Source organism: Vibrio diabolicus (assembly GCF_011801455.1).
Classification (GTDB): Bacteria; Pseudomonadota; Gammaproteobacteria; order Enterobacterales; family Vibrionaceae; genus Vibrio; species Vibrio diabolicus.
This window is the reverse complement of sequence record NZ_CP042452.1, coordinates 1614125-1632698: the sequence shown is the minus strand read 5'-3', so window position 1 is coordinate 1632698 and position 18574 is coordinate 1614125. Positions and strand designations below refer to the sequence as shown.

Sequence of the window (18574 nt, the reverse complement as noted above, 5' to 3'; positions counted from 1 at the left end):
ACAATTATGAACGAATTTGCCTTACGACTAATGAAGTGTGCTCGCGAATATGAGCGCTTTATTCACGCTAAATTACTTAGCAAGCAGAGTCTTAATTCTGACGAGTTGGCAAGTATCCAAAAAGAGGCCATATCAAAATTTCCTGAGTTAAAACGCTATCAGTTCGATAATAGTCCTGAGCCAGTGGAACTAGAGTTATTTAACAAAGTGTTAAGGAATATTATGCTGAAAGTAGGTTTTAGATTGCCAGACTCTCATTGGGATAATAATAGTTCTATTTACATCAGGCGATAAAAAAGCCTCAATGATGAGGCTTTCTAGAGCTAATAGCGTTCACTCAACGCTTTTATGTTAGGCGCAATTTCATACCTTAGAATATCTGCAAGTGCAGTGAAGTCATGAACTTCTCGGGCGGTATTTATTCGCGAAAGTATTTCGAGAACAGACGTGCGCTCTGACTGAACGGTGAATAATTTTGTTAGGAGATTTAGACATCTCCCTAACATTAAGTCGCCTGTCAAGTGGTCACCGTATGAGTAAACCTCTGAAGTTTTAATAAAAGTGTCATAAACAGAGTTAATCTCGGTTGCCATATAGTTCCTCCACATTGAAATATTCAGCACCAATAATTTTTGCACCAATACGGCTCCAATTGTAAAACTTGGTCTGTGGTGATGCTGCTATTAGGTTCTCAACACCGCTTCCAAACATGCGGTAGGCTGGTGAGGTTTTGATCATCTCACCATAACCATTCTCTACTCGTGCTGTCATCGTCGCGTTCGGGTCGTCTGGTCTGTTTTCGCGTCCTGAATGGATGATATCTCCAGGGAAACCAAAGTCGCATCCGATGAGTGATACTTGGGTAGCACCTTGTAAAAGGGTGAAGTGGATTAGAGGATGGATTACCGAACCAAACGAGTAAGGGCGATATTTAACCGGTAGTTTGCTTGCAAATCTGTCGTATGTGAAGTCACCCAAGTGTAAGTAATACTTCTCGCCATGCCAGTTTTGGAAAATACGGCTAGGCATATGGCTACCAAACACCAAAATAGTATTTTTGGCGATCTCATATGGAATATGTTCGTCACCTAAATTTAAATCTACAGCAAATACGACATCTGGTTTGATGTTATTTTCAATTAAGCACTTGCATGCAGTTGATGCAGCAATAAGCTTGGGACGATTTGGTCGGTTATAGACTGTTTTTAACTCTTCAATATGATGCTGGAGTGATGGGCCAGCACCAATACAAATAGCGTCGTCTACTTGATACATAAGATAATGATCAGAAGAGTTTAGGCGTTTTAAAAGAGGTTCGTTTTCTTTCTCTCTTGTGAGCAGTTCTTCATCGCTATGTCTATAGCTAGCGTTTGCATAGCCGATCAAAACACGGTTTTCTAAGCGGAAATAAAGCCATTGATGAGTATGACGCGAAATGGCTCTGTCGGCATTGAGAATGATACAATCATCCCAAGTAAGGCTCGCGAGTTTTCTACCTATATCGCTTTGGTCTTCTGAGACGATGATCAACGAAACACGAGGATCGGATATCCATTGTTGTGGAACGAGAGAAAGCACCAATTTTGCTAACGGTAGGTTATAAAGATAAACACGAATTGATCGAGCATTTTTATCTTGTGTTAACAGGGATGGGACATTGCCCATACCGATGCCCCAAATATGATAATCGTCGCTAGACGTTAGGCTTCGGTACTGGAAGGCTTCTTCGACCGGGTCATAAGCACTGCTAAGTTGAACTCCGTTGACTTTTAGGGTCATCGCTGCTTGTTCAACTACTTCAAAGTGTAAGTCGCTAAAGTCTGCACTGTCTAAGGCTTTTGCTACGTCAGGCCAACGAGAGCGAATGATATCAATATGTTGAGAATAAACTGGTGTCATAATATTCAGATAGTAAAAAACCCCACCGGATGGGTGGGGTTATAAGCTTCAATGATTAGCGTAGTAGAGACATTGCCATGCCAGGAAGCTGGTTAGTCTTAGAAAGAACTGTTGTACCTGCTTGCATAAGCATTTGGTTCTTAGTCATGTTTGAAGACTCTGTAGCGAAGTCTGCATCAGTGATACGGCCTTTTGCTGCAGAAGTGTTTTCAGTCATGTTACCAAGGTTAGTCATTGTGTGCTCTAGACGGTTGATGTTAGCACCAAACTGAGCACGTGCTGTACCTAGATCTGCTAGCATACCGCCAGAGCTTGAAAGGTTTGCAAGAGCTGTAGAAGCTGCAGCAGCAGTGCTGATGCTTGTCAGGCCAGCAATTGCTGTCGAGATGTCGTTTAGCTGTGTTTTTGCATTTACAGCTAGTTTCTCTGCACCAGTCGCACCAATTTGGTAAGTAACGCTGCTTGCACCAAAACCGCCGCCTTCAGCTAGAAGTTTTTGACCACCAAATGAAGTGTTTTCCATGATGTTGCCTAGCTCAGATGCTAGCTGTTTGAACTCTGCATCCAAAGCTGCACGGTCTTCTTGACTGTTTGAGCCGTTCAAAGATTGTGTTGCTAGGTCGTTCATGCGGTATGTGATGTTTGTCATCTCATCCATTGCACCTTCAGCAGTCTGCATCATAGAGATGCCGTCCTGTGCGTTACGCATCGCTACATTCATACCACGAGTCTGAGCTTCCAGACGAGTTGCAATTTGTAGACCCGCAGCGTCGTCTGCTGCTGAGTTGATGCGGTAACCCGTGCTTAGACGCTCCATCGCAGTGTTTAGAAGACCGCTTGTGTTGTTCAGAGTGTTTTGAGTTACAAGCGATGCGTAGTTAGTGTGCATTGATAAAGCCATCTTAGTCTCCTTAGTTAGTCACTATATCTTTCAGGCCTCGGGATATTCCCTAGTCACTAACTAGAGGCGGTCGGTCAGCTTTAATGATTAATTTGAAAATTAAAAAATTCCTAAAAAAGATCAAAATTGATGATTTTTAGTGACTTGTATTCCATGAAAATACAGATATAACATCAAATAACCTGAATAAGCCTGACTTAATCAGGGAAGCAGTCATCTATCAATATTGTCGTTCTTCGTTATAAATAAAAAAACAGCGCGAATAATTCGCGCTGTTTTATAAAGATTAATAGTTAGGATTCTGTCATTCCTCACCAAAAGATTGAAAAGAGAGGGAGGTCGGGATGTCACTGAAATAACCAAAGTAATAATTGGCCCCTAACAAGCGATAGCGGTTTAGCTCTGTTTGGCTCGCTACCCGCCCGGCTACCCAAGGGTATTTGTGCTTTCTTAAGAACTTAGCAATCGGTAGGAAAGCATGTCTTTCTTCTTTATCCTCTAACGTGACCGATAGTTTGATCATATCGGGACTAAAGTCAGCGACTCGCTCGAAGTTCACTTGTGATGTCGCGACTTCAAACCAAAGTGAGTAGGCGTTTTCTCTTAACTTCTCTATCAGCGCTGAGACTTTATCATAGGCGCATAGCGTTTTGTCTGCTTGAAGAGAAGGAATCACATGTTGAAAAGCGCAAGAGTGAAACTGAATCATCTGTTCGAGAAAGTATATGCCTGGTTCCCATAGTAATGCGTCAATTCTTATCGGCACGACGACGTTACTGATTAAGTCGGGGTGAAAGGCTTCTAGCTGAAACTGTGTTTGTCGCAATGCGAGATAAAGGCTGAACAAATCTAGGCAGTACTGCATTTGTTCAGAGAGTTCGAATTGATAGACGCTTTGTTCGCCACGCGTGCCAAATCTCAACGTCAGGTGTTGGAATTCTACCTCGCCTGATTGAGTCTCGCGAATGGCTTGGCACGCGTGTTGAATGTCATTGTGCTTTAAAGCATCAAATACTAATTGATCGTCATCCGTGACGATATGTTGTACTGCGAGACCAACCAAATGTTCGTACATCGCATGTGTTGAAATAAGATTAACCAAGGTTTCCTACCACATTGATTTGTTTGTTTTCTGGAATTTCGTTGTAAGACAATACTGCCAGTCCTTGCGTAAATGTGCGTGCGTAACGAGCCAGAAGTGGACGTAACTGAGGCATAACGAGAAGAATCGGAGGTAATCCCTGTTGTTTGAGCTGTTGTCTTATCAGTGGCAAGTTTTGTTGGAACTGACCAAGAATATTTGGCTCAATTGGGAAGCTGTCTAACATTACTGTACCAGAAGATTGTGCTTGTTGTAGCGAAGTCAGTAGCATTTGTTCTAGTTCATCAGAGAGAGCATAGACATTTAATTCGTTTTTCTGTCCCGCAATCAGGTTTACGAGCGTGCGTTTTAGTGCGCAACGCACATCAGATGCCAGTAAAATCGGGTCTTTAGTGTTTTCCGCGGATTCCAACATTGTGTTAGCAATCGTACGAATATCTTTTAGTGGCACTTGGTCTAGTAACAACTGGCGATATACTTTGAGTTGCTGCGCAGGGTTAAGTGCCGCGGCTAGGGCTTCGGCTAACTTCGGTGCTTGCTGTGTCAAACGTTGCGTCATAGCTTCAACATCGTCGTGCGTAAACAACTCAGCAAGGTTTGTTTTCATTATCTTGCTAATATGAGTCGCGATGACCGTGCCATCATCGACCACTTGATAACCCATGTTCAGCGCTTTCGCTTTGTCTTGATGTTCAATCCACACTGCTGGTAATTGGTAAGCAGGATCACTGCCCAAAATACCATCTACTTCACCGTACGTTTCTCCGACTGCAATCGCCATCAAACGTTCTGGCTCGATAAAGCCTTGTTCGATCACTTCGCCATTGAGAGAAATTGTATACTGATTCGGTTTAAGGCTTAGGTTGTCTCGAATACGCACCTCTGGTAATAAAAAGCCGACTTGTTCAGATAGGTTACGGCGCACACCGCGAATACGCTGTGATAAAGGTGCACCTTGTTCTTTGTTGACTAGGTGAACGAGACGGTAACCCAGGGAAAGCGACAACGTTTGAACATGAGGAATATCTTCCCATGTAAGCGGTGTATCGTCCTCTTGCATGGCTTGTGAAAGTGCTTCGACCTCCTCGATTTGGGAGTCTTGCACGGGCTTTTTCGTTTGACGCCAACCCGCGAAAGCTAAAGCACCCGCGAAAGCAAAAAAGGCCAAATGTGGCATGCCTGGCACCATGCCTATCACAGCCATGATGCCTGCGACGGTAAACAGTGTCGCCGGGGTTGCCAGCAATTGTTTTTGCATGGTTTCCGACATGCCATTATCGCTATCATTAATTCGCGTAACGATAATCGCTGCAGCCGTTGCCAATAGAAGTGACGGAATTTGAGCTACTAAGCCATCACCGATTGTAAGTAGTGCGTAGGTTTTAAAGGCGTCAGATGCTGCGAGTCCATGCTCAAAGACGCCGATGCTGATACCACCAATGATGTTGATAAACAGAATCAGCAAACCAGCGATAGCATCGCCTCGCACAAACTTTGAGGCACCGTCCATCGAGCCATGGAAATCGGCTTCGTTAGCGACTTCTTTACGACGCAATCGAGCGGTTTCCTGATCGATAAGACCGGCATTTAAGTCGGCATCAATCGCCATCTGTTTGCCCGGTAAGGCATCCAAAGTAAAGCGCGCTGACACCTCAGAGATACGTTCGCCACCTTTGGTAATTACGACGAAGTTAATGATCATCAAGATAACAAACACCACCATACCAACGACGTAGTTACCGCCAATAACGACTTCACCGAACGCTTGGATGACTTTACCTGCCGCATCCCCCCCATTATGTCCTTCCAGGAGTACGATTCGTGTGGAGGCGACGTTCAGTGTAAGACGTAATAATGTCGCGACTAACAAAATCGTTGGAAAAACTGAGAAGTCTAATGGTCGCTTTGCGGTAGTGCTGACCAGCAATACTAGGATTGCCAAGACGATATTGAAGGTAAACAACGCATCCAATAGCAGGGGAGGCAAAGGTAAAATCACCATTGCCAAAATCATTAGCAAGACAATTGGAATGCCAATGTAGCCTTTGGTTGATGTTTGAAGTTGTTTTAACCGGTTAAGCATACTTTCGTGTCCTTGGATAAACGCGGGTTAATCAGTGCTGCAAATGTTTTGGAATCGAAAAATGAGGCAAAGGAGTTGGCTCTTTTCCTTCACCTTTACGGAAAGCTTTCAATTGCAAAACGTAAGTAAGAATATGTGCCACGGCAATGTACAGTTGGCTTGGGATTGCTTGTTCAATCGCCGTGGTGTGATAGATCGAACGAGTCAACGGTGGTGAGTTGATGATCTCCACCTTGTTTTCTCGGGCGATTCGTTGAATGTGCATGGCTGTTTCGTCTACGCCTTTTGCAACCACAAATGGAGCATCAGAAAGTGAAGGTTCGTACTTCAGAGCGACAGCGTAGTGAGTTGGGTTAGTGATGATCACGTCAGCCGTTGGTACCATCTTATCGATTTTACGGCGTGCAAACTGCTGTTGAATTTGACGGATTCGCTGCTTTACTTCTGGGCGGCCTTCGTTATTCTTGAACTCCTCCTTCAGCTCTTGTTTGGTCATACGCAGCTCTTTTAGGTGCTCCCAACGTTGGTAGGGAATGTCTACAACACCAAATAACAATAACGCAAACCCCATCAACAGTAAGCCTTCAAAGAGAATAGACATTACTAGAGAAAAACCTTGGCTGAGCGGAAGGTTTTGCATGCCAAGTAATGGCTGTAGGTGGTTGTCTAAATAGCCATATAAGATGCCGAAGATCACGGCTACTTTGAACGTGGACTTTAAGAGCTCAACCACTGAGCGTGTCGAAAAAATGCGCTTTATCCCACTTAAAGGATTAATTTTGCTCAGCTTTGGCATCACGTTCGCCGGACGGAACATCCAACCGCCTAGTACAAGGCTGCTACCACAGGTCACGATAATAATGACGGTAAACAACGGTAATAACATGTCGATGATTACCGCTAAACTTTGTCCCAATTGCTCGACAAGCTGTTTAGGGTTTTCTAGGTCGGCTCGCGTCAGCATCATGTTGTAGCGAAAAATACCTGACATACTTTCCCAAATGCTATTGAGCTGAGAGTAAAAGTAGAGCGCTACCGCTAGAAATATCACCGCAGTAGTAAACTCTTTTGCACGAGGAATTTGTCCTTCCTGACGTGCTTTTTTTACTTTCTGCGGCGAGGCTTTTTCAGTTTTGTCCTGAGACGATTGATCGCTCATGCGCCCCCCAACATAAAGTTACTCAAGTGTCTGATGGTGTCGTGTACAAGCGCGGTGTAGCGACCCGGCACACCAGATACTGAAATTAATACGCTGAACAGGCCAAGAAGCATCGTCATTGGAAAACCTAATGCATACACGTTGAGTGAGGGAGCGGCGCGATTCATCACACCAAAACTTATGTTGGCTAAGAGCATTGAAACAATAGCAGGCAACGCTAGTGCTAAAGCAGAGGCAAACATCCAGCCGAAAATATTTACAACGCCTTGCAGAGAAAGCGATGTGATGCCAGAACCGACCGGCCACACGACAAAACTTTGAATCACGATATCAATGACGAGCAAGTGTCCTTCTAGCGCGAGAAATAACAAGGTTGAAAATATAAGAAATATGCGGCCCAAAATGGCGACAGAAAGTCCGTTGATAGGATCATTCATCATTGCCATACCCAATCCCATTTGCAGAGAAACGACCTGACCAAGCATGGTGAAAACGTTAAAGAGCATGTGCAAAATTAGCCCAAACATCACGCCCCAAATCGCTTGCTCAAAAGCAAGGAATAGAGACGTCATGGAGAATAATTCGACTTGTGGCATTGGTGGCATCAATGGTGCGGTAATCACGACGATCGAAAGTGCCAGTAAGGTACGGATCAAAACGGGAATGATTGCATCACCAAAGAAGGGCATCGAAATAAATACGGCTCCCACACGAAAAAACGGCCACCAGAGTTGACCGAGTATCGCTGAGAGCTCTGCAAATGTGATGGCCATTAGCCAATCATCCCCGGTATGTTGTGGAATAAGAAATCAAACAGTTCCATGATTTTTCGGAGCATCCAATGACCCGCAAAAATCACCATCAATAGCGTAACGAGCAAACGTGGTAAAAAGCTGAGTGTTTGCTCGTTGATTTGTGTGGCGGCCTGGAAAACGGCGATACACAAACCGACAATTAAGCCAGGAACAACCAGTACCGCAACCATCAAAATGATCAGCCATACTGCATCGGAAAATAACGTTACGGTTAGTTCAGGGGTCATAGCATGCTCCTATTTAACCGAAACTGGCAGATAATGTGCCAACCGTCATTGCCCAGCCATCCACGAGTACAAACACCACCAGTTTAAAAGGGAGTGAAACAATCAAAGGCGATAGCATCATCATACCCATTGCCATGAGCACACTGGCGACAACCAAGTCGATAACCAAGAAGGGGATGAAGAGCATAAAGCCAATTTGAAAGGCGGTTTTTAGTTCACTGATGACAAACGCAGGCAAGACAACCGCAAAAGAAATATCTTCAACGTTTTGGTCGAGTGGTTCATTGGCAATACGCAGCATTTGCTCAAGAGAGCTTTGATGAGTTTGTGCCAGCATGAACTCTCTCACTGGTTTCTCTGCTACAGAGAATGCTTGTATTAGCGTGATTTCACCATTGTCATACGGTTGAAATGCATTTTCATGAATATCGCTCCAAACAGGTCGCATGATCAGCAAGGTCAATGCCAAAGCAATCCCAACCAATACGCGGTTAGGAGGACTTTGTTGAAGACCAAGGGCTTGGCGCAAAATCGCGAGGACGACGATAATCCGAGTAAAGCTCGTTGCCATCAGAATGAATGCTGGAAGAAAACTGAGCGCCGTCATCAACAACAGAATTTGCAATTTAACGCTGTATTCTTGCTGTGTGTCGCCATCAGAAACGGACAAGATAGTTAAGCCGTTGTCTGCCGCCATGGTTGGGAAAGCAAACAAAAGTGACACCAGTACCAAAAGAGGTAACCAACGGTGCCAAGCGCTCAGATTTTTCATTGTGATGCCTACCTAAGATTATTGACCAACGCCACTCAATGCAGAGTCATGTACATCGATCAGACGAAGTCCGTACTTATCATTAACAACGACGACTTCAGCGTGACCCATTAGAGAGCCGTTTACCTTTACGTCTAAAGGCTCACCATTGAGCTTTTCAAGTTCGATAACCGTGCCTTCTCCGGCTTTCATTAAGTCCCCAAGTGGGATTTCTTTGCTTGCAACTTCCAGCGTGACAGTGACGGGAATACTTTTGAAAAAGCTAAGATCACGTTCCGCAGTTGCTGGTTCTTGTTGGAGCGTACTTTCAGCTTCAAAGTCTTCTAATTGAAAGTCGTCAAAGTTCAATTCTTCTGCGTCGAATGCATTCGTTTCTGGCGCTTCGCTCATCGCTGCGGTTCCTTATCAGGGTTAAAGATCAAAACAAGTTGGCCGTCTTGCTCAGCAATACGACCTGTAAATAAAGATTGGTTACCAATGCTGACTGGAACCGTATTAAGAAGCTCAATTGGTAAAATATCGTTAGGTTGTAAGCCTACAACGTCGCTCAACGGCATCTTCTTTTTACTTAAAACAACATTCAGTCGAACAGGCGTTGCCTCTAAAGAGCGACAGAATGGTTGGTACAAATCCGTATCGGGCTGCAGTTCAAGCTGCTCGATCAGTGTTTGAATAAGGTGGCTATCTAGTTTGAGATGAATTGAGCCTTGGTGATCGTCAAACGCGATGTTTAATTGCACGTTAATTCCAATCCCTCGGGGCGCTTCGTACTCACCCATTTCCCACATCTCACCTGGTGCAAGCCAACCAATAATGATACGACTGATTCTCTCTTGTAAGCGGAGGTCACTTGCTGTCAGTGTTGTTGCTGAACGCTCAGTGCTGGCGCCATAGAACCGATCTGCCAGTTTTATTAACGTGTGAGCATCTCCATGAACAAATACCATGCCGCCCTCTTGGTGTTGATAGGTTGACGTTTGGTCTTTATCCATTTTTATCGGTGTAAAGCGATGCAAGTCTACAGAGGTTAAGCTAGCTTCCACTTTACTCGTACTGAGCCAATTTTGTAATTCAATCGTAAGGCTGGAACAAGACTCTGAAATCAAGCCTTCAAGCTTTTCACGAATGATATGAATAGGTTTGCCTAATAATTCTACATCAAGTAGTTGAATATCAGAAATAGGCTCGCTAACTCTATTTTCCATTTATATTTTACCGTGCGTTAACAATCGAAACTGTTTTAACTTAATGGCGTGTAGTCTACACAGAAATTTTAATGATCTTTTAGTTTCAAACTCTAAGATTGTGACTTTAGTTCACATGTTGCCTTGAGCATATAGTCTTAATCTTTTAATAAAATTTAAAAAGGGTTAGTTTCCTTTATAAATTGCTTAATAAGAAAATATAAAAATATTAAGCGTTTTTAGTTGTTATTAACTTTTTAAAACCATCTTCATGGTGTAACGGCTAATTTAGATAATTAAAATATAAGACATTGTTTTTAAAGCTTAAATCTTGATTTTAAAGGTTTGGCTATGCTCTTGTGAGTATTTTGTAACCAGTTTCAATATTCAGAATAGGTAATTAACATGATTAGCTATGCCAGTTATCACGGCTTAGTGGCATATTTAATTAAATTGATAAGGTCATGGAATTGTAAGATATACATGAACCCTAACGGTTTAATAAATTGTAAAATATTTATTTTTGTCAGTTTGCTAGTGTCTAAGGTGACATATTCAGGTGAGGTTGTGACCATCCCCATGGACCTTTCAAAGTGGACATATAAAGGAAACAACTTTGAATGCAACTTATTGCACTCAAGCACGCCGTATGGGAAGTTTTATTTCCGTTCGGAACCTAACAATAAAACTTATTTTATTTCCGATATACATTATGAAAATAATAAATGGAAAACGATTGCTCTAATAAGTCAAAGTGCCCCATGGTCTAGTGAGCTTTATAGAAAAGAGTTTGCCACCCTTGATTTTACTAAGCCATCCCAACGATTTGTCTTCAGCAAAGGTGCTGATGAACTCATGGATTCAATTGCTACTGGTAATTGGGTGACGTTGTCACTAAAGGGAAGTAATGCTTCCTCTTTGTCGGAGATTGTGATTCCGACTATTCAAATTCAAAACGCGCTCAAGTCATTTAATGCCTGTCGAGCGCGTTTGCCTAAGCTTTCGTTTTCAGAGGCACGAAATCTTGTTCTGTCTTTTGACTTTGGTCAGAAGGCGCTCAGTCGTAAGCAGCAAGAAACGCTCGCAGCGCTAAATAGCTATGTATCTGTTGATGATCGTGTGACCAAGATCTTAATTGATGGCCACACCGATAACGTTGGTTCTAGCTTGGCGAACCTTTCAGTATCACGTACTAGAGCAGAGCAAGTTGCCGAGGCCTTAGTTGAACTTGGTATTGATAAATCGATGATCGAAACAAGAGCGCATGGTTCTCGTTACCCAATTGCCAGCAATAATTCGACGAAGGGCCAAGCGAAAAATCGACGTGTAACGTTGCGCCTAGTGAGAGATAACGAGCGAACGGCAGTGAAACACCACCCTGATGTACAACAACAAAATCAACAAACGAAAGTTAAGGTTCAATGATGACGAAAACGAAAATTTTGTTGGTTGAGCCGAATGAAGCTCTTGCTCAACCAGTATTGGATGTGTTGCAAAATGCAGGTTACACCGCAAAACACACTCGTACTGGCCGAGGCGCATTACTTGAAGAGCGAGCAGAAATCACTCTTGTGAGCTCTACTTTACCGGACATGTGTGTCCGCGAGTTTGTTGCTTGCCACCAAAAGCAACGTAACTCTGGTGTTGTTATCGCTATTGTCGATCAAGAGCAGGGAATCTTGGCGGCTGAGACGATGAAATCGGGAGCAACCGATTATCTATTACGCCCATTTGAAGCGAATCAGCTGCTTAATTTACTGAAGCGCGTTGAAGCGTTAGGTAAGCCAATGGCCAACATTGTTGCGGAATCTTGGCGAAGCAAGCAGGTACTGCAATTGGCGCATCGTGCCGCTTGCACCAGCGCCAGTGTGTTAATTACAGGCGAATCGGGAACGGGTAAAGAAGTGCTGGCTCGATATGTGCATGAGCACTCTCCACGTATTGATGGTCCATTTGTGGCGGTTAACTGCGCCGCCATTCCAGAGTCGATGCTAGAAGCGGTTCTATTTGGTCATGTAAAAGGTGCCTTCACAGGAGCGACTAACTCTCAAAGCGGTAAGTTTGAAGAAGCGAATGGCGGGACGATTTTGCTAGATGAAATCGGTGAAATGTCCCCTGCAGTTCAAGCCAAGTTATTACGCGTTCTTCAAGAGCGTGAAGTGGAACGCGTAGGCAGCCACAAGGCGGTGAAGCTTGATATTCGTGTTATTGCGGCAACCAATAAAGACTTACGTGAAGAAGTTCAAAAAGGCACATTCCGTGAAGACCTTTATTACCGATTGGATGTTTTGCCTCTGCACTGGCCGCCTTTGCGTGAAAGAAAAGAAGACATTTTACCGATCAGCCAATTCTTTATTGAAAAGTATCAAGATAGCAGTCGCTGTCATCTATCCCAAGATGCGATCAGTGCGCTGAGTCAGTATCACTGGCCAGGTAATATTCGCGAGTTGGAAAATGTCATTCAGCGTGCATTGGTCATGCGTCATGGTGACTACATTACTGCCCATGATCTGATGCTGCCTATTGAACTTGTTGCGCCAGTTCCATCCGCTGAGCCAGCTTCAAGCTTTGGTCATGTAGAAGCGAAGAAGCAGGCCGAATATCAATTTATTTTAGAAAAATTACGTCAGTTTGGTGGAAACCGAACGAAAACCGCAAACGCGCTTGGAGTCTCTACTCGAGCGCTACGCTACAAACTCGCAGCCATGCGAGAACATGGTATTGATTTACAGTCGGCACTAGGCTCGGCTGCCTAATAGGAGAAAAAATAGATGGCAAGTCAACCTACTCATGCGGTCTCGGCAGAGCAACTTATGTTGTCAAAAATGCAGGCGATGCAGGCACAAGTGCAGCCGCCAGAGTTTATCGTGAGTGCAAATCCTTTAGATCAACAATCACTAAACGCACCATTATCGTTCTCACAAGCGATGACAAATGTGTTGGATACAGTGAATCAACATCAATCAGTGGCTAGTCAAAAAATGACGGCCGTAGAAACAGGAAAAAGTGATGACCTAGTTGGTGCGATGGTCGCTAGCCAAAAAGCCAGCTTATCATTTAATGCTTTGATGCAAGTGCGCAACAAAGTCGTGACCTCATTTGAAGATATTATGAAGATGCCGGTGTAATTCATGTCAGAACTAACCCCCCAAGTCGCCGGAAATACAGCCATGACCTCCGGCTCAGCACAGACATTTTCTACTGCGAATAGCATGGACGATGTAACAACGAAGCTGAAGCAAATCTGGTCGAGTAGCCAGAGAAACCTAGTGTTATCTGCCGTACTCGCTGCGATTGTTGCGGCAATCATTGTGGTCGCTCTTTGGAGTTCCTCACAAAGCTTCCGTCCACTGTATAGCCAACAAGAACGTTTTGATATCGGAGAGATTGTCTCGGTATTAGAAAGCGAAGGTGTAAGCTACCGTATGCAAGAGCAAAATGGCCAAGTTCTTGTGCCAGAAGGCGAAGTTGCGAAAGTTCGCATGTTGCTTGCGTCAAAAGGTGTTAAAGCCAAACTGCCAACAGGTTTGGATTCGCTTAAAGAAGACAGCTCTCTCGGTACAAGCCAATTTATGGAAACGGCGCGTTACCGTCATGGTTTAGAAGGTGAGTTAGTACGCACTATCATGTCTCTGAATTCAGTGGCGAATGCGCGTGTTCACTTAGCTATTCCTCGTCAAACCTTATTTGTTCGTCAAAACAGCGAGAACCCTTCAGCGTCAGTGATGCTTGAGCTGAAACCTGGCGAAGACCTCAAGTCTGAGCAAGTTGAAGCAATCATCAACCTAGTGGTTGGTAGCGTGACGGCGATGAAGCCTGAATTTGTATCTGTTATCGACCAATATGGCCGTTTACTCAGTGCAGATGTTGCTTCGGCGGAAGCAGGTAAAGTCAATGCAAAATACCTTGAATATCAAAAGAACGTTGAGAAGCAGATCATTCAACGCGCAGCAGACATGCTTACGCCAATTGTGGGTCCGAGTAACTTCCGTGTGCAAGTTGCTGCCGATATGGACTTTAGCCAAGTTGAAGAAACGCAAGAGATTTTGGATAACGCACCTGTCGTACGTAACGAGCACACCATTCACAACAACTCAGTTGACCAAATTGCGCTAGGCGTACCAGGTTCTCTAAGCAACCAACCGCCGGTAACTGGTGAAGAAGTAGAAACGAACGATAGCCAAAACACCAACGCACGCTCTGAAGTAAACCGTCAGTATGCAGTGGGGAGTAGTGTTCGTCGTACTCAATACCAACAAGGTCAAATTGAGAAAATGAGCGTGTCGGTACTGTTGAACTCGAAAGCCTCTCCGGATGGTGTTGCTTGGAGTGAAGCAGATAAAGAGCAGATTTCAAATATGATCATGGATGCAGTCGGTATTTCTGCGGCACGAGGTGACAGCTTAAGCTTGATGAGTTTCAACTTCACTCCAATTGAAATTGATGCGCCTCCTGCGCTGCCGTGGTGGCAAGACCCTACAGTACAGCAGCCAATACGTTACGTTATCGGTGGTTTGTTAGGCTTGGCGATGATCTTCTTCGTACTACGCCCATTGATCATGCACCTCACAGGCGTTGATAAGCCAGTACCAGAGTTAGACTTTGCAGAGCCGCAAGAAGAGCCTGATTATGACAACCTGCAAACGCGTGAAGAGCGTGAGCATGAAGAAGTGCTTGATCGCCGTCTATCAGAAAAAGGTATCTCAGCCTCTTCCGGCTTAGATGTAAACAGCGACATGCTGCCTCCAGCCGGTTCGCCACTAGAGATTCAATTGAAACACCTACAGCTTATTGCCAATGAAGAGCCAGAGCGCGTAGCCGAAATACTGAAACAATGGGTAAACATCAATGAACACAGTTCCATCAAAGCAGACGCTTAGTTATGTAGAACAAACCGCGCTCGTGCTATTAGGCATGGGCGAGGATGCCGCTGCGAAGGTTTTACAGCACTTTAGCCGTGATGAAACCCAGCGGGTGACTCGTGCAATGGCGAAGTTGAATGGCATTAAGAGCGATTCCGCTCGCGGCGTTATTCAAACTTTCTTTGAAGACTTTCGTGAGCACAGTGGCATTCGTGGAGCTTCTAAAGAATATTTGTCTAATACGCTACGTAAAGCATTGGGTAATGATTTGGCAAAAGGGCTGCTGAATACGCTGTATGGTGATGAAATTCGCAACAATATGCAGCGCTTACAGTGGGTGGAAGCAGAAACACTTGCTCGTTTCATTGTGAATGAGCACCCGCAAATGCAAGCGATTTTTCTTGCGTATTTGCCAGCTGATAGCTCTTCAGCGGTGTTGAAGCACCTGCCACAAGATTACCATGACGAAATCTTGTTCCGAATTGCTCAGCTGCAAGACATCGATCATCAAGTTGCTATTGATTTGCATGAGCTCGTTGAGCGCTGCATTGAAAAAGTATCTGCAAGCCAAAGCACACCGCTATCTGGTGTCAAGCAAGCTGCTGACATCATTAACCGCTTTGAAGGTGATCGCGGGTCGTTGATGGAAATGCTGAAGTTGCATGATGAAGATGTCGTTAATGCCATTGAAGAGAATATGTTCGACTTTATGGTTCTTGGTCGTCAGCGTGAAGAAACCATGGACATGCTGGTGCAGCAGATCCCACTAGAATTGTGGGCAGTTGCACTTAAAGGTTCAGAAATTACGTTACAGCAAGCCATTAAACGCTCTATGCCTCAGCGTATGGTGAAAGCACTGGAAGACGATATGGAAGCGCGCGGGGCTGTGGCGCTAAGTCGTGTTCAAAAAGCGCGTCAAGACATCATGCAAATGGTGCGTGAATTGGATGAATCTGGTGAAGTTCAGTTGCTTCTTTATGAAGAGCCAACGGTGGAGTAACGTCATGGTAGAGACAAAATCAAGTACGATGCGACTGCCGCCGAGTGGATACCGTTTGCACCGTTTTCCGCCTTTGGCGCAGCCTAAGGCTATAGAAGACGAATTCGGGCTAGATAACCAAGGTTGGCAAGAGCCGCAAGTTGATATTCAACAACAGCTTGAAGCCGGTTTTCAACAAGGTTTACAACAAGGGCATGAAGAAGGCTTACGTCAAGGTATCGAGCAGGGTAAGCAACAAGGCCTGTTAGATGGGCAAAAAGAAGGCTTCCAAAAAGGCTTTGTGTCTGGTGAGCAGTCAGGAAAACAGAGCTTTCTAGAGGCGGCGAAACCCGTGAACGAGCTCTTTCATGCGCTGTCTCGCTGGCAAGACGAAAAAGAGCAACAGCAACGTCATATGATTTGTGAGCTGGTACAAAAAGTGGCTCAGCAAGTGATTCGTGCTGAGCTCACTTTAATGCCTCAACAGATCCTTGCCTTGGTGGATGAGACATTGTCTGCCATGCCAGGCAAAGCGGAAACCGTAACCGTGCATTTAAATCCGCAGGATTTAGAACGAATTACTCACATTAATGCTGATCTGCCACAATCTTGGAAACTGGTGGCTAATACGGAACTTCCGATTGGTGGCTGCCAACTAGTGACCGATGATGCAGAGGCGGATGCAAGTTGCGACTCTCGTTTAGAAGCCTGTATGGACAATGTAAAACAACACCTTTTGGATGAAGTTAGTATTCCGCAGGTAGAATCAGAGCATGAGTAATACCTTAAGCCATGAGCTATTGAGTGAGCGTTTGAGCGAAGCATTGGCTTCGCTCGATTCAATCCCTGTTGCTCGCGTGACAGGGCGCTTGATTAAAGTAAACGGCTTAATGTTACAAGCCGTTGGGTGCCGGTTTAAACTGGAGCAGCGCTGTCTCGTAGAAACCGCAGAAGGCGACATGATCGAAGCGCAAGTGGTGGGCTTTGAGCACACTATTGCTTACCTAATGCCTATTCGGCGCTTAGGTGGCTTATTTGCTGGTGCGAAAGTCATTCCTCTGGACGGTGACAGTACCGTGCAGTTAAGTGCTCAGTGGTTAGGGCGAGTGCTGAATGGTTTAGGTGAGCCGTTGGATGACGGGGCACCGCTTAAAGGGGGAGATCGTGTTTCACTTGAACCAAAACCGATTAACCCATTGAAGCGACGTCCTGTTGATACCCCACTCAACGTTGGGGTGCGCGCAATCAATGGACTCTTGACCGTCGGAAAAGGGCAACGCATTGGCTTAATGGCGGGCAGTGGTGTCGGTAAAAGTGTTTTAATGGGGATGATCACCAAAAACACCGAAGCCGATGTGATTGTGGTCGGTCTTATTGGTGAGCGAGGCCGAGAGGTACGCGAGTTCATCGAACGAAACTTAACCCCAGAGGCGCGCAAGAAGGCGATTATCATCGCAGCTCCTGCTGATGAATCCCCGCTGATGAGGTTAAGAGCGACACTGCTTTGTCATCGCGTTTCCGAGTATTTTCGAGACCAAGGCAAAGATGTTCTGTTGTTGATGGACTCTCTCACTCGATACGCCATGGCACAGCGTGAAATCGCTCTGTCGTTGGGCGAGCCCCCGGCATCTCGCGGTTATCCGCCCTCTGTCTTCAGCGTGTTACCGCAACTCCTCGAGCGTGCGGGCAACAGTGAAAATCAGCACGGTAGCCTAACCGCAATTTATACCGTGTTGGCGGAAGGGGACGACCAGCAAGATCCTGTCGTGGATTCTGCGCGTGCTATCTTAGATGGGCACGTTGTATTATCGCGTCAACTTGCCGAGCAAGGGCACTATCCTGCCATTGATATTAATGCGTCTATCAGCCGTTGTATGAGTACCTGTACACAGGAGGCGCATAGCACGATCGCGAATAATTTCCGCCAGATGTACTCAAACTATCTTCAGGTGAAAGAACTGCTGCCGTTAGGAGGCTATCAACCGGGGCAAGATCCTGAATTAGATCAATCTGTTGCTATGTATCCAAACTTACGCGCGTATTTACAACAAGCCGCCAATGAGTCAGTGGATTACCCAACCAGTTTGACCGAGCTCGCGCAGCTTTTTCAAAGTGCTTAACCAAATGGGAGTGGTATCGTTGAGATGAAATCCAAGTTAAAAGCAGTGGGTAAGCTGCAACAAATGGAAGAAAAGCAACGTGATCGTGTGGGTCAGCAACTTGATGCCATGCGCCAACGTCACTCCCATCTTTCAATGCAGTTGGAACAATTGTCAGCATTGAAAGGTCATGCGGGACAATCAACCAGAACTGTTCCAACACTGACAAGCGCAGCACTGATGAACTTTAATCGTGTCGATCAAATGCTGCAAAAAATGCTTCGCCACCATGAGCATGAACAAGCCGTCATGCAAGCGGAATGCGCGTCTGTACAAAAAACGCTGGAGCACAAACACGCTCGTGTTCAAGGGTTAGAAAAAGTGCTCGAACGATGGCGTACTAAGCAAAATTATGAAAAAGCGAAAAAAGAGCAAAAAATAATAGAAGACATCATCAACTCTCGTGTTAAGCGCAAGATATTATGATGTCTT

General features: G+C 45.0%; 19 protein-coding genes. 9 read left to right on the top strand and 10 right to left on the bottom strand.

Going from position 1 to position 18574, the window contains the following annotated elements; all coding sequences use genetic code 11:
- Nucleotides 1-6: 6 nt before the first annotated feature.
- The gene (locus FR741_RS23695) at nt 7-294 is read left to right on the top strand and encodes a hypothetical protein (RefSeq protein ID WP_041853112.1); all 288 of its coding nucleotides are present in this window, start codon (nt 7-9) and stop codon (nt 292-294) included.
- 282 nt (nt 295-576) lie between these two features.
- Here the strand turns inward: FR741_RS23695 and FR741_RS22605 are convergent, their stop codons facing one another.
- The 10 genes from FR741_RS22605 to FR741_RS22560 form a co-directional block, all read right to left on the bottom strand.
- The gene (locus tag FR741_RS22605; RefSeq protein ID WP_167427770.1) at nt 577-1899 is read right to left on the bottom strand and encodes a 6-hydroxymethylpterin diphosphokinase MptE-like protein; all 1323 of its coding nucleotides are present in this window, start codon (nt 1897-1899) and stop codon (nt 577-579) included.
- A 55-nt stretch (nt 1900-1954) separates the two neighbouring features.
- Nucleotides 1955-2800 carry a lateral flagellin LafA gene (lafA, locus tag FR741_RS22600; protein ID WP_005398051.1) on the bottom strand — a complete coding sequence of 282 codons (846 nt, stop codon included), beginning with the start codon at nt 2798-2800 and terminating at the stop codon, nt 1955-1957.
- Nucleotides 2801-3104: 304 nt separating this feature from the next.
- Complete coding sequence (locus FR741_RS22595; protein WP_047009608.1) at nt 3105-3875, bottom strand: EAL domain-containing protein; 771 nt, start codon at nt 3873-3875, stop codon at nt 3105-3107.
- Nucleotides 3876-3894: 19 nt separating this feature from the next.
- A complete protein-coding gene (gene flhA, locus FR741_RS22590) occupies nt 3895-5985 on the bottom strand; it encodes a flagellar biosynthesis protein FlhA (protein WP_006741984.1) in 2091 nt (696 codons plus the stop codon).
- Nucleotides 5986-6016: 31 nt separating this feature from the next.
- Entirely contained in the window at nt 6017-7144 is a 1128-nt protein-coding gene (flhB, locus tag FR741_RS22585) for a flagellar biosynthesis protein FlhB (protein WP_006741983.1), read from the bottom strand.
- Nucleotides 7141-7917 carry a flagellar biosynthetic protein FliR gene (gene fliR, locus FR741_RS22580; RefSeq protein WP_167427769.1) on the bottom strand — a complete coding sequence of 259 codons (777 nt, stop codon included), beginning with the start codon at nt 7915-7917 and terminating at the stop codon, nt 7141-7143. Before fliR ends, flhB begins: the two co-directional genes overlap by 4 nt.
- Nucleotides 7917-8186 (bottom strand): flagellar biosynthesis protein FliQ, encoded by a 270-nt coding sequence (gene fliQ / locus FR741_RS22575; RefSeq protein ID WP_005375036.1) that lies wholly within the window; start codon nt 8184-8186, stop codon nt 7917-7919. Before fliQ ends, fliR begins: the two co-directional genes overlap by 1 nt.
- A gap of 13 nt (nt 8187-8199) precedes the next feature.
- The gene (fliP, locus tag FR741_RS22570) at nt 8200-8958 is read right to left on the bottom strand and encodes a flagellar type III secretion system pore protein FliP (RefSeq protein WP_005398045.1); all 759 of its coding nucleotides are present in this window, start codon (nt 8956-8958) and stop codon (nt 8200-8202) included.
- An 18-nt stretch (nt 8959-8976) separates the two neighbouring features.
- The gene (gene fliN, locus FR741_RS22565; protein WP_005398044.1) at nt 8977-9348 is read right to left on the bottom strand and encodes a flagellar motor switch protein FliN; all 372 of its coding nucleotides are present in this window, start codon (nt 9346-9348) and stop codon (nt 8977-8979) included.
- Entirely contained in the window at nt 9345-10163 is an 819-nt protein-coding gene (locus tag FR741_RS22560; RefSeq protein WP_005398043.1) for a FliM/FliN family flagellar motor switch protein, read from the bottom strand. Before FR741_RS22560 ends, fliN begins: the two co-directional genes overlap by 4 nt.
- A 384-nt stretch (nt 10164-10547) precedes the next feature.
- Here FR741_RS22560 and FR741_RS22555 point away from each other — a divergent pair, with 384 nt between their 5' ends.
- The 8 genes from FR741_RS22555 to fliJ are packed head-to-tail and all read left to right on the top strand — an operon-like array spanning nt 10548 to nt 18568.
- Nucleotides 10548-11567: a MotY family protein gene (locus FR741_RS22555; RefSeq protein WP_167427768.1), complete on the top strand. Its 1020-nt coding sequence runs from the start codon at nt 10548-10550 to the stop codon at nt 11565-11567.
- Complete coding sequence (locus FR741_RS22550) at nt 11567-12898, top strand: sigma-54 interaction domain-containing protein (RefSeq protein WP_006741978.1); 1332 nt, start codon at nt 11567-11569, stop codon at nt 12896-12898. The genes FR741_RS22555 and FR741_RS22550 overlap by 1 nt, the downstream gene beginning before the upstream one ends.
- A gap of 15 nt (nt 12899-12913) precedes the next feature.
- On the top strand, nt 12914-13270 hold the full coding sequence (fliE, locus tag FR741_RS22545) for a flagellar hook-basal body complex protein FliE (protein WP_005375045.1): 357 nt from the start codon (nt 12914-12916) through the stop codon (nt 13268-13270).
- A 3-nt stretch (nt 13271-13273) separates the two neighbouring features.
- Nucleotides 13274-15022 (top strand): flagellar basal-body MS-ring/collar protein FliF, encoded by a 1749-nt coding sequence (gene fliF / locus FR741_RS22540; protein WP_031780427.1) that lies wholly within the window; start codon nt 13274-13276, stop codon nt 15020-15022.
- Nucleotides 14991-16004: a flagellar motor switch protein FliG gene (locus FR741_RS22535; RefSeq protein WP_005394839.1), complete on the top strand. Its 1014-nt coding sequence runs from the start codon at nt 14991-14993 to the stop codon at nt 16002-16004. The genes fliF and FR741_RS22535 overlap by 32 nt, the downstream gene beginning before the upstream one ends.
- A 4-nt stretch (nt 16005-16008) precedes the next feature.
- Complete coding sequence (gene fliH / locus FR741_RS22530) at nt 16009-16764, top strand: flagellar assembly protein FliH (RefSeq protein WP_005394841.1); 756 nt, start codon at nt 16009-16011, stop codon at nt 16762-16764.
- On the top strand, nt 16757-18103 hold the full coding sequence (gene fliI, locus FR741_RS22525) for a flagellar protein export ATPase FliI (protein WP_005394843.1): 1347 nt from the start codon (nt 16757-16759) through the stop codon (nt 18101-18103). Before fliH ends, fliI begins: the two co-directional genes overlap by 8 nt.
- A 24-nt stretch (nt 18104-18127) precedes the next feature.
- Nucleotides 18128-18568 carry a flagellar export protein FliJ gene (gene fliJ, locus FR741_RS22520; RefSeq protein ID WP_005394844.1) on the top strand — a complete coding sequence of 147 codons (441 nt, stop codon included), beginning with the start codon at nt 18128-18130 and terminating at the stop codon, nt 18566-18568.
- Nucleotides 18569-18574 lie beyond the last annotated feature (6 nt).

What these genes read in the sequence shown, in the direction of transcription:
- FR741_RS23695 (WP_041853112.1), top strand. Translation starts at nt 7, where the DNA reads ATGAACGAATTTGCCTTACGACTAATGAAGTGTGCTCGCGAATATGAG.
- FR741_RS22605 (WP_167427770.1), bottom strand. Translation starts at nt 1,899, where the DNA reads ATGACACCAGTTTATTCTCAACATATTGATATCATTCGCTCTCGTTGG.
- lafA (WP_005398051.1), bottom strand. Translation starts at nt 2,800, where the DNA reads ATGGCTTTATCAATGCACACTAACTACGCATCGCTTGTAACTCAAAAC.
- FR741_RS22595 (WP_047009608.1), bottom strand. Translation starts at nt 3,875, where the DNA reads ATGTACGAACATTTGGTTGGTCTCGCAGTACAACATATCGTCACGGAT.
- flhA (WP_006741984.1), bottom strand. Translation starts at nt 5,985, where the DNA reads ATGCTTAACCGGTTAAAACAACTTCAAACATCAACCAAAGGCTACATT.
- flhB (WP_006741983.1), bottom strand. Translation starts at nt 7,144, where the DNA reads ATGAGCGATCAATCGTCTCAGGACAAAACTGAAAAAGCCTCGCCGCAG.
- fliR (WP_167427769.1), bottom strand. Translation starts at nt 7,917, where the DNA reads ATGGCCATCACATTTGCAGAGCTCTCAGCGATACTCGGTCAACTCTGG.
- fliQ (WP_005375036.1), bottom strand. Translation starts at nt 8,186, where the DNA reads ATGACCCCTGAACTAACCGTAACGTTATTTTCCGATGCAGTATGGCTG.
- fliP (WP_005398045.1), bottom strand. Translation starts at nt 8,958, where the DNA reads ATGAAAAATCTGAGCGCTTGGCACCGTTGGTTACCTCTTTTGGTACTG.
- fliN (WP_005398044.1), bottom strand. Translation starts at nt 9,348, where the DNA reads ATGAGCGAAGCGCCAGAAACGAATGCATTCGACGCAGAAGAATTGAAC.
- FR741_RS22560 (WP_005398043.1), bottom strand. Translation starts at nt 10,163, where the DNA reads ATGGAAAATAGAGTTAGCGAGCCTATTTCTGATATTCAACTACTTGAT.
- FR741_RS22555 (WP_167427768.1), top strand. Translation starts at nt 10,548, where the DNA reads ATGATTAGCTATGCCAGTTATCACGGCTTAGTGGCATATTTAATTAAA.
- FR741_RS22550 (WP_006741978.1), top strand. Translation starts at nt 11,567, where the DNA reads ATGACGAAAACGAAAATTTTGTTGGTTGAGCCGAATGAAGCTCTTGCT.
- fliE (WP_005375045.1), top strand. Translation starts at nt 12,914, where the DNA reads ATGGCAAGTCAACCTACTCATGCGGTCTCGGCAGAGCAACTTATGTTG.
- fliF (WP_031780427.1), top strand. Translation starts at nt 13,274, where the DNA reads ATGTCAGAACTAACCCCCCAAGTCGCCGGAAATACAGCCATGACCTCC.
- FR741_RS22535 (WP_005394839.1), top strand. Translation starts at nt 14,991, where the DNA reads ATGAACACAGTTCCATCAAAGCAGACGCTTAGTTATGTAGAACAAACC.
- fliH (WP_005394841.1), top strand. Translation starts at nt 16,009, where the DNA reads ATGGTAGAGACAAAATCAAGTACGATGCGACTGCCGCCGAGTGGATAC.
- fliI (WP_005394843.1), top strand. Translation starts at nt 16,757, where the DNA reads ATGAGTAATACCTTAAGCCATGAGCTATTGAGTGAGCGTTTGAGCGAA.
- fliJ (WP_005394844.1), top strand. Translation starts at nt 18,128, where the DNA reads ATGAAATCCAAGTTAAAAGCAGTGGGTAAGCTGCAACAAATGGAAGAA.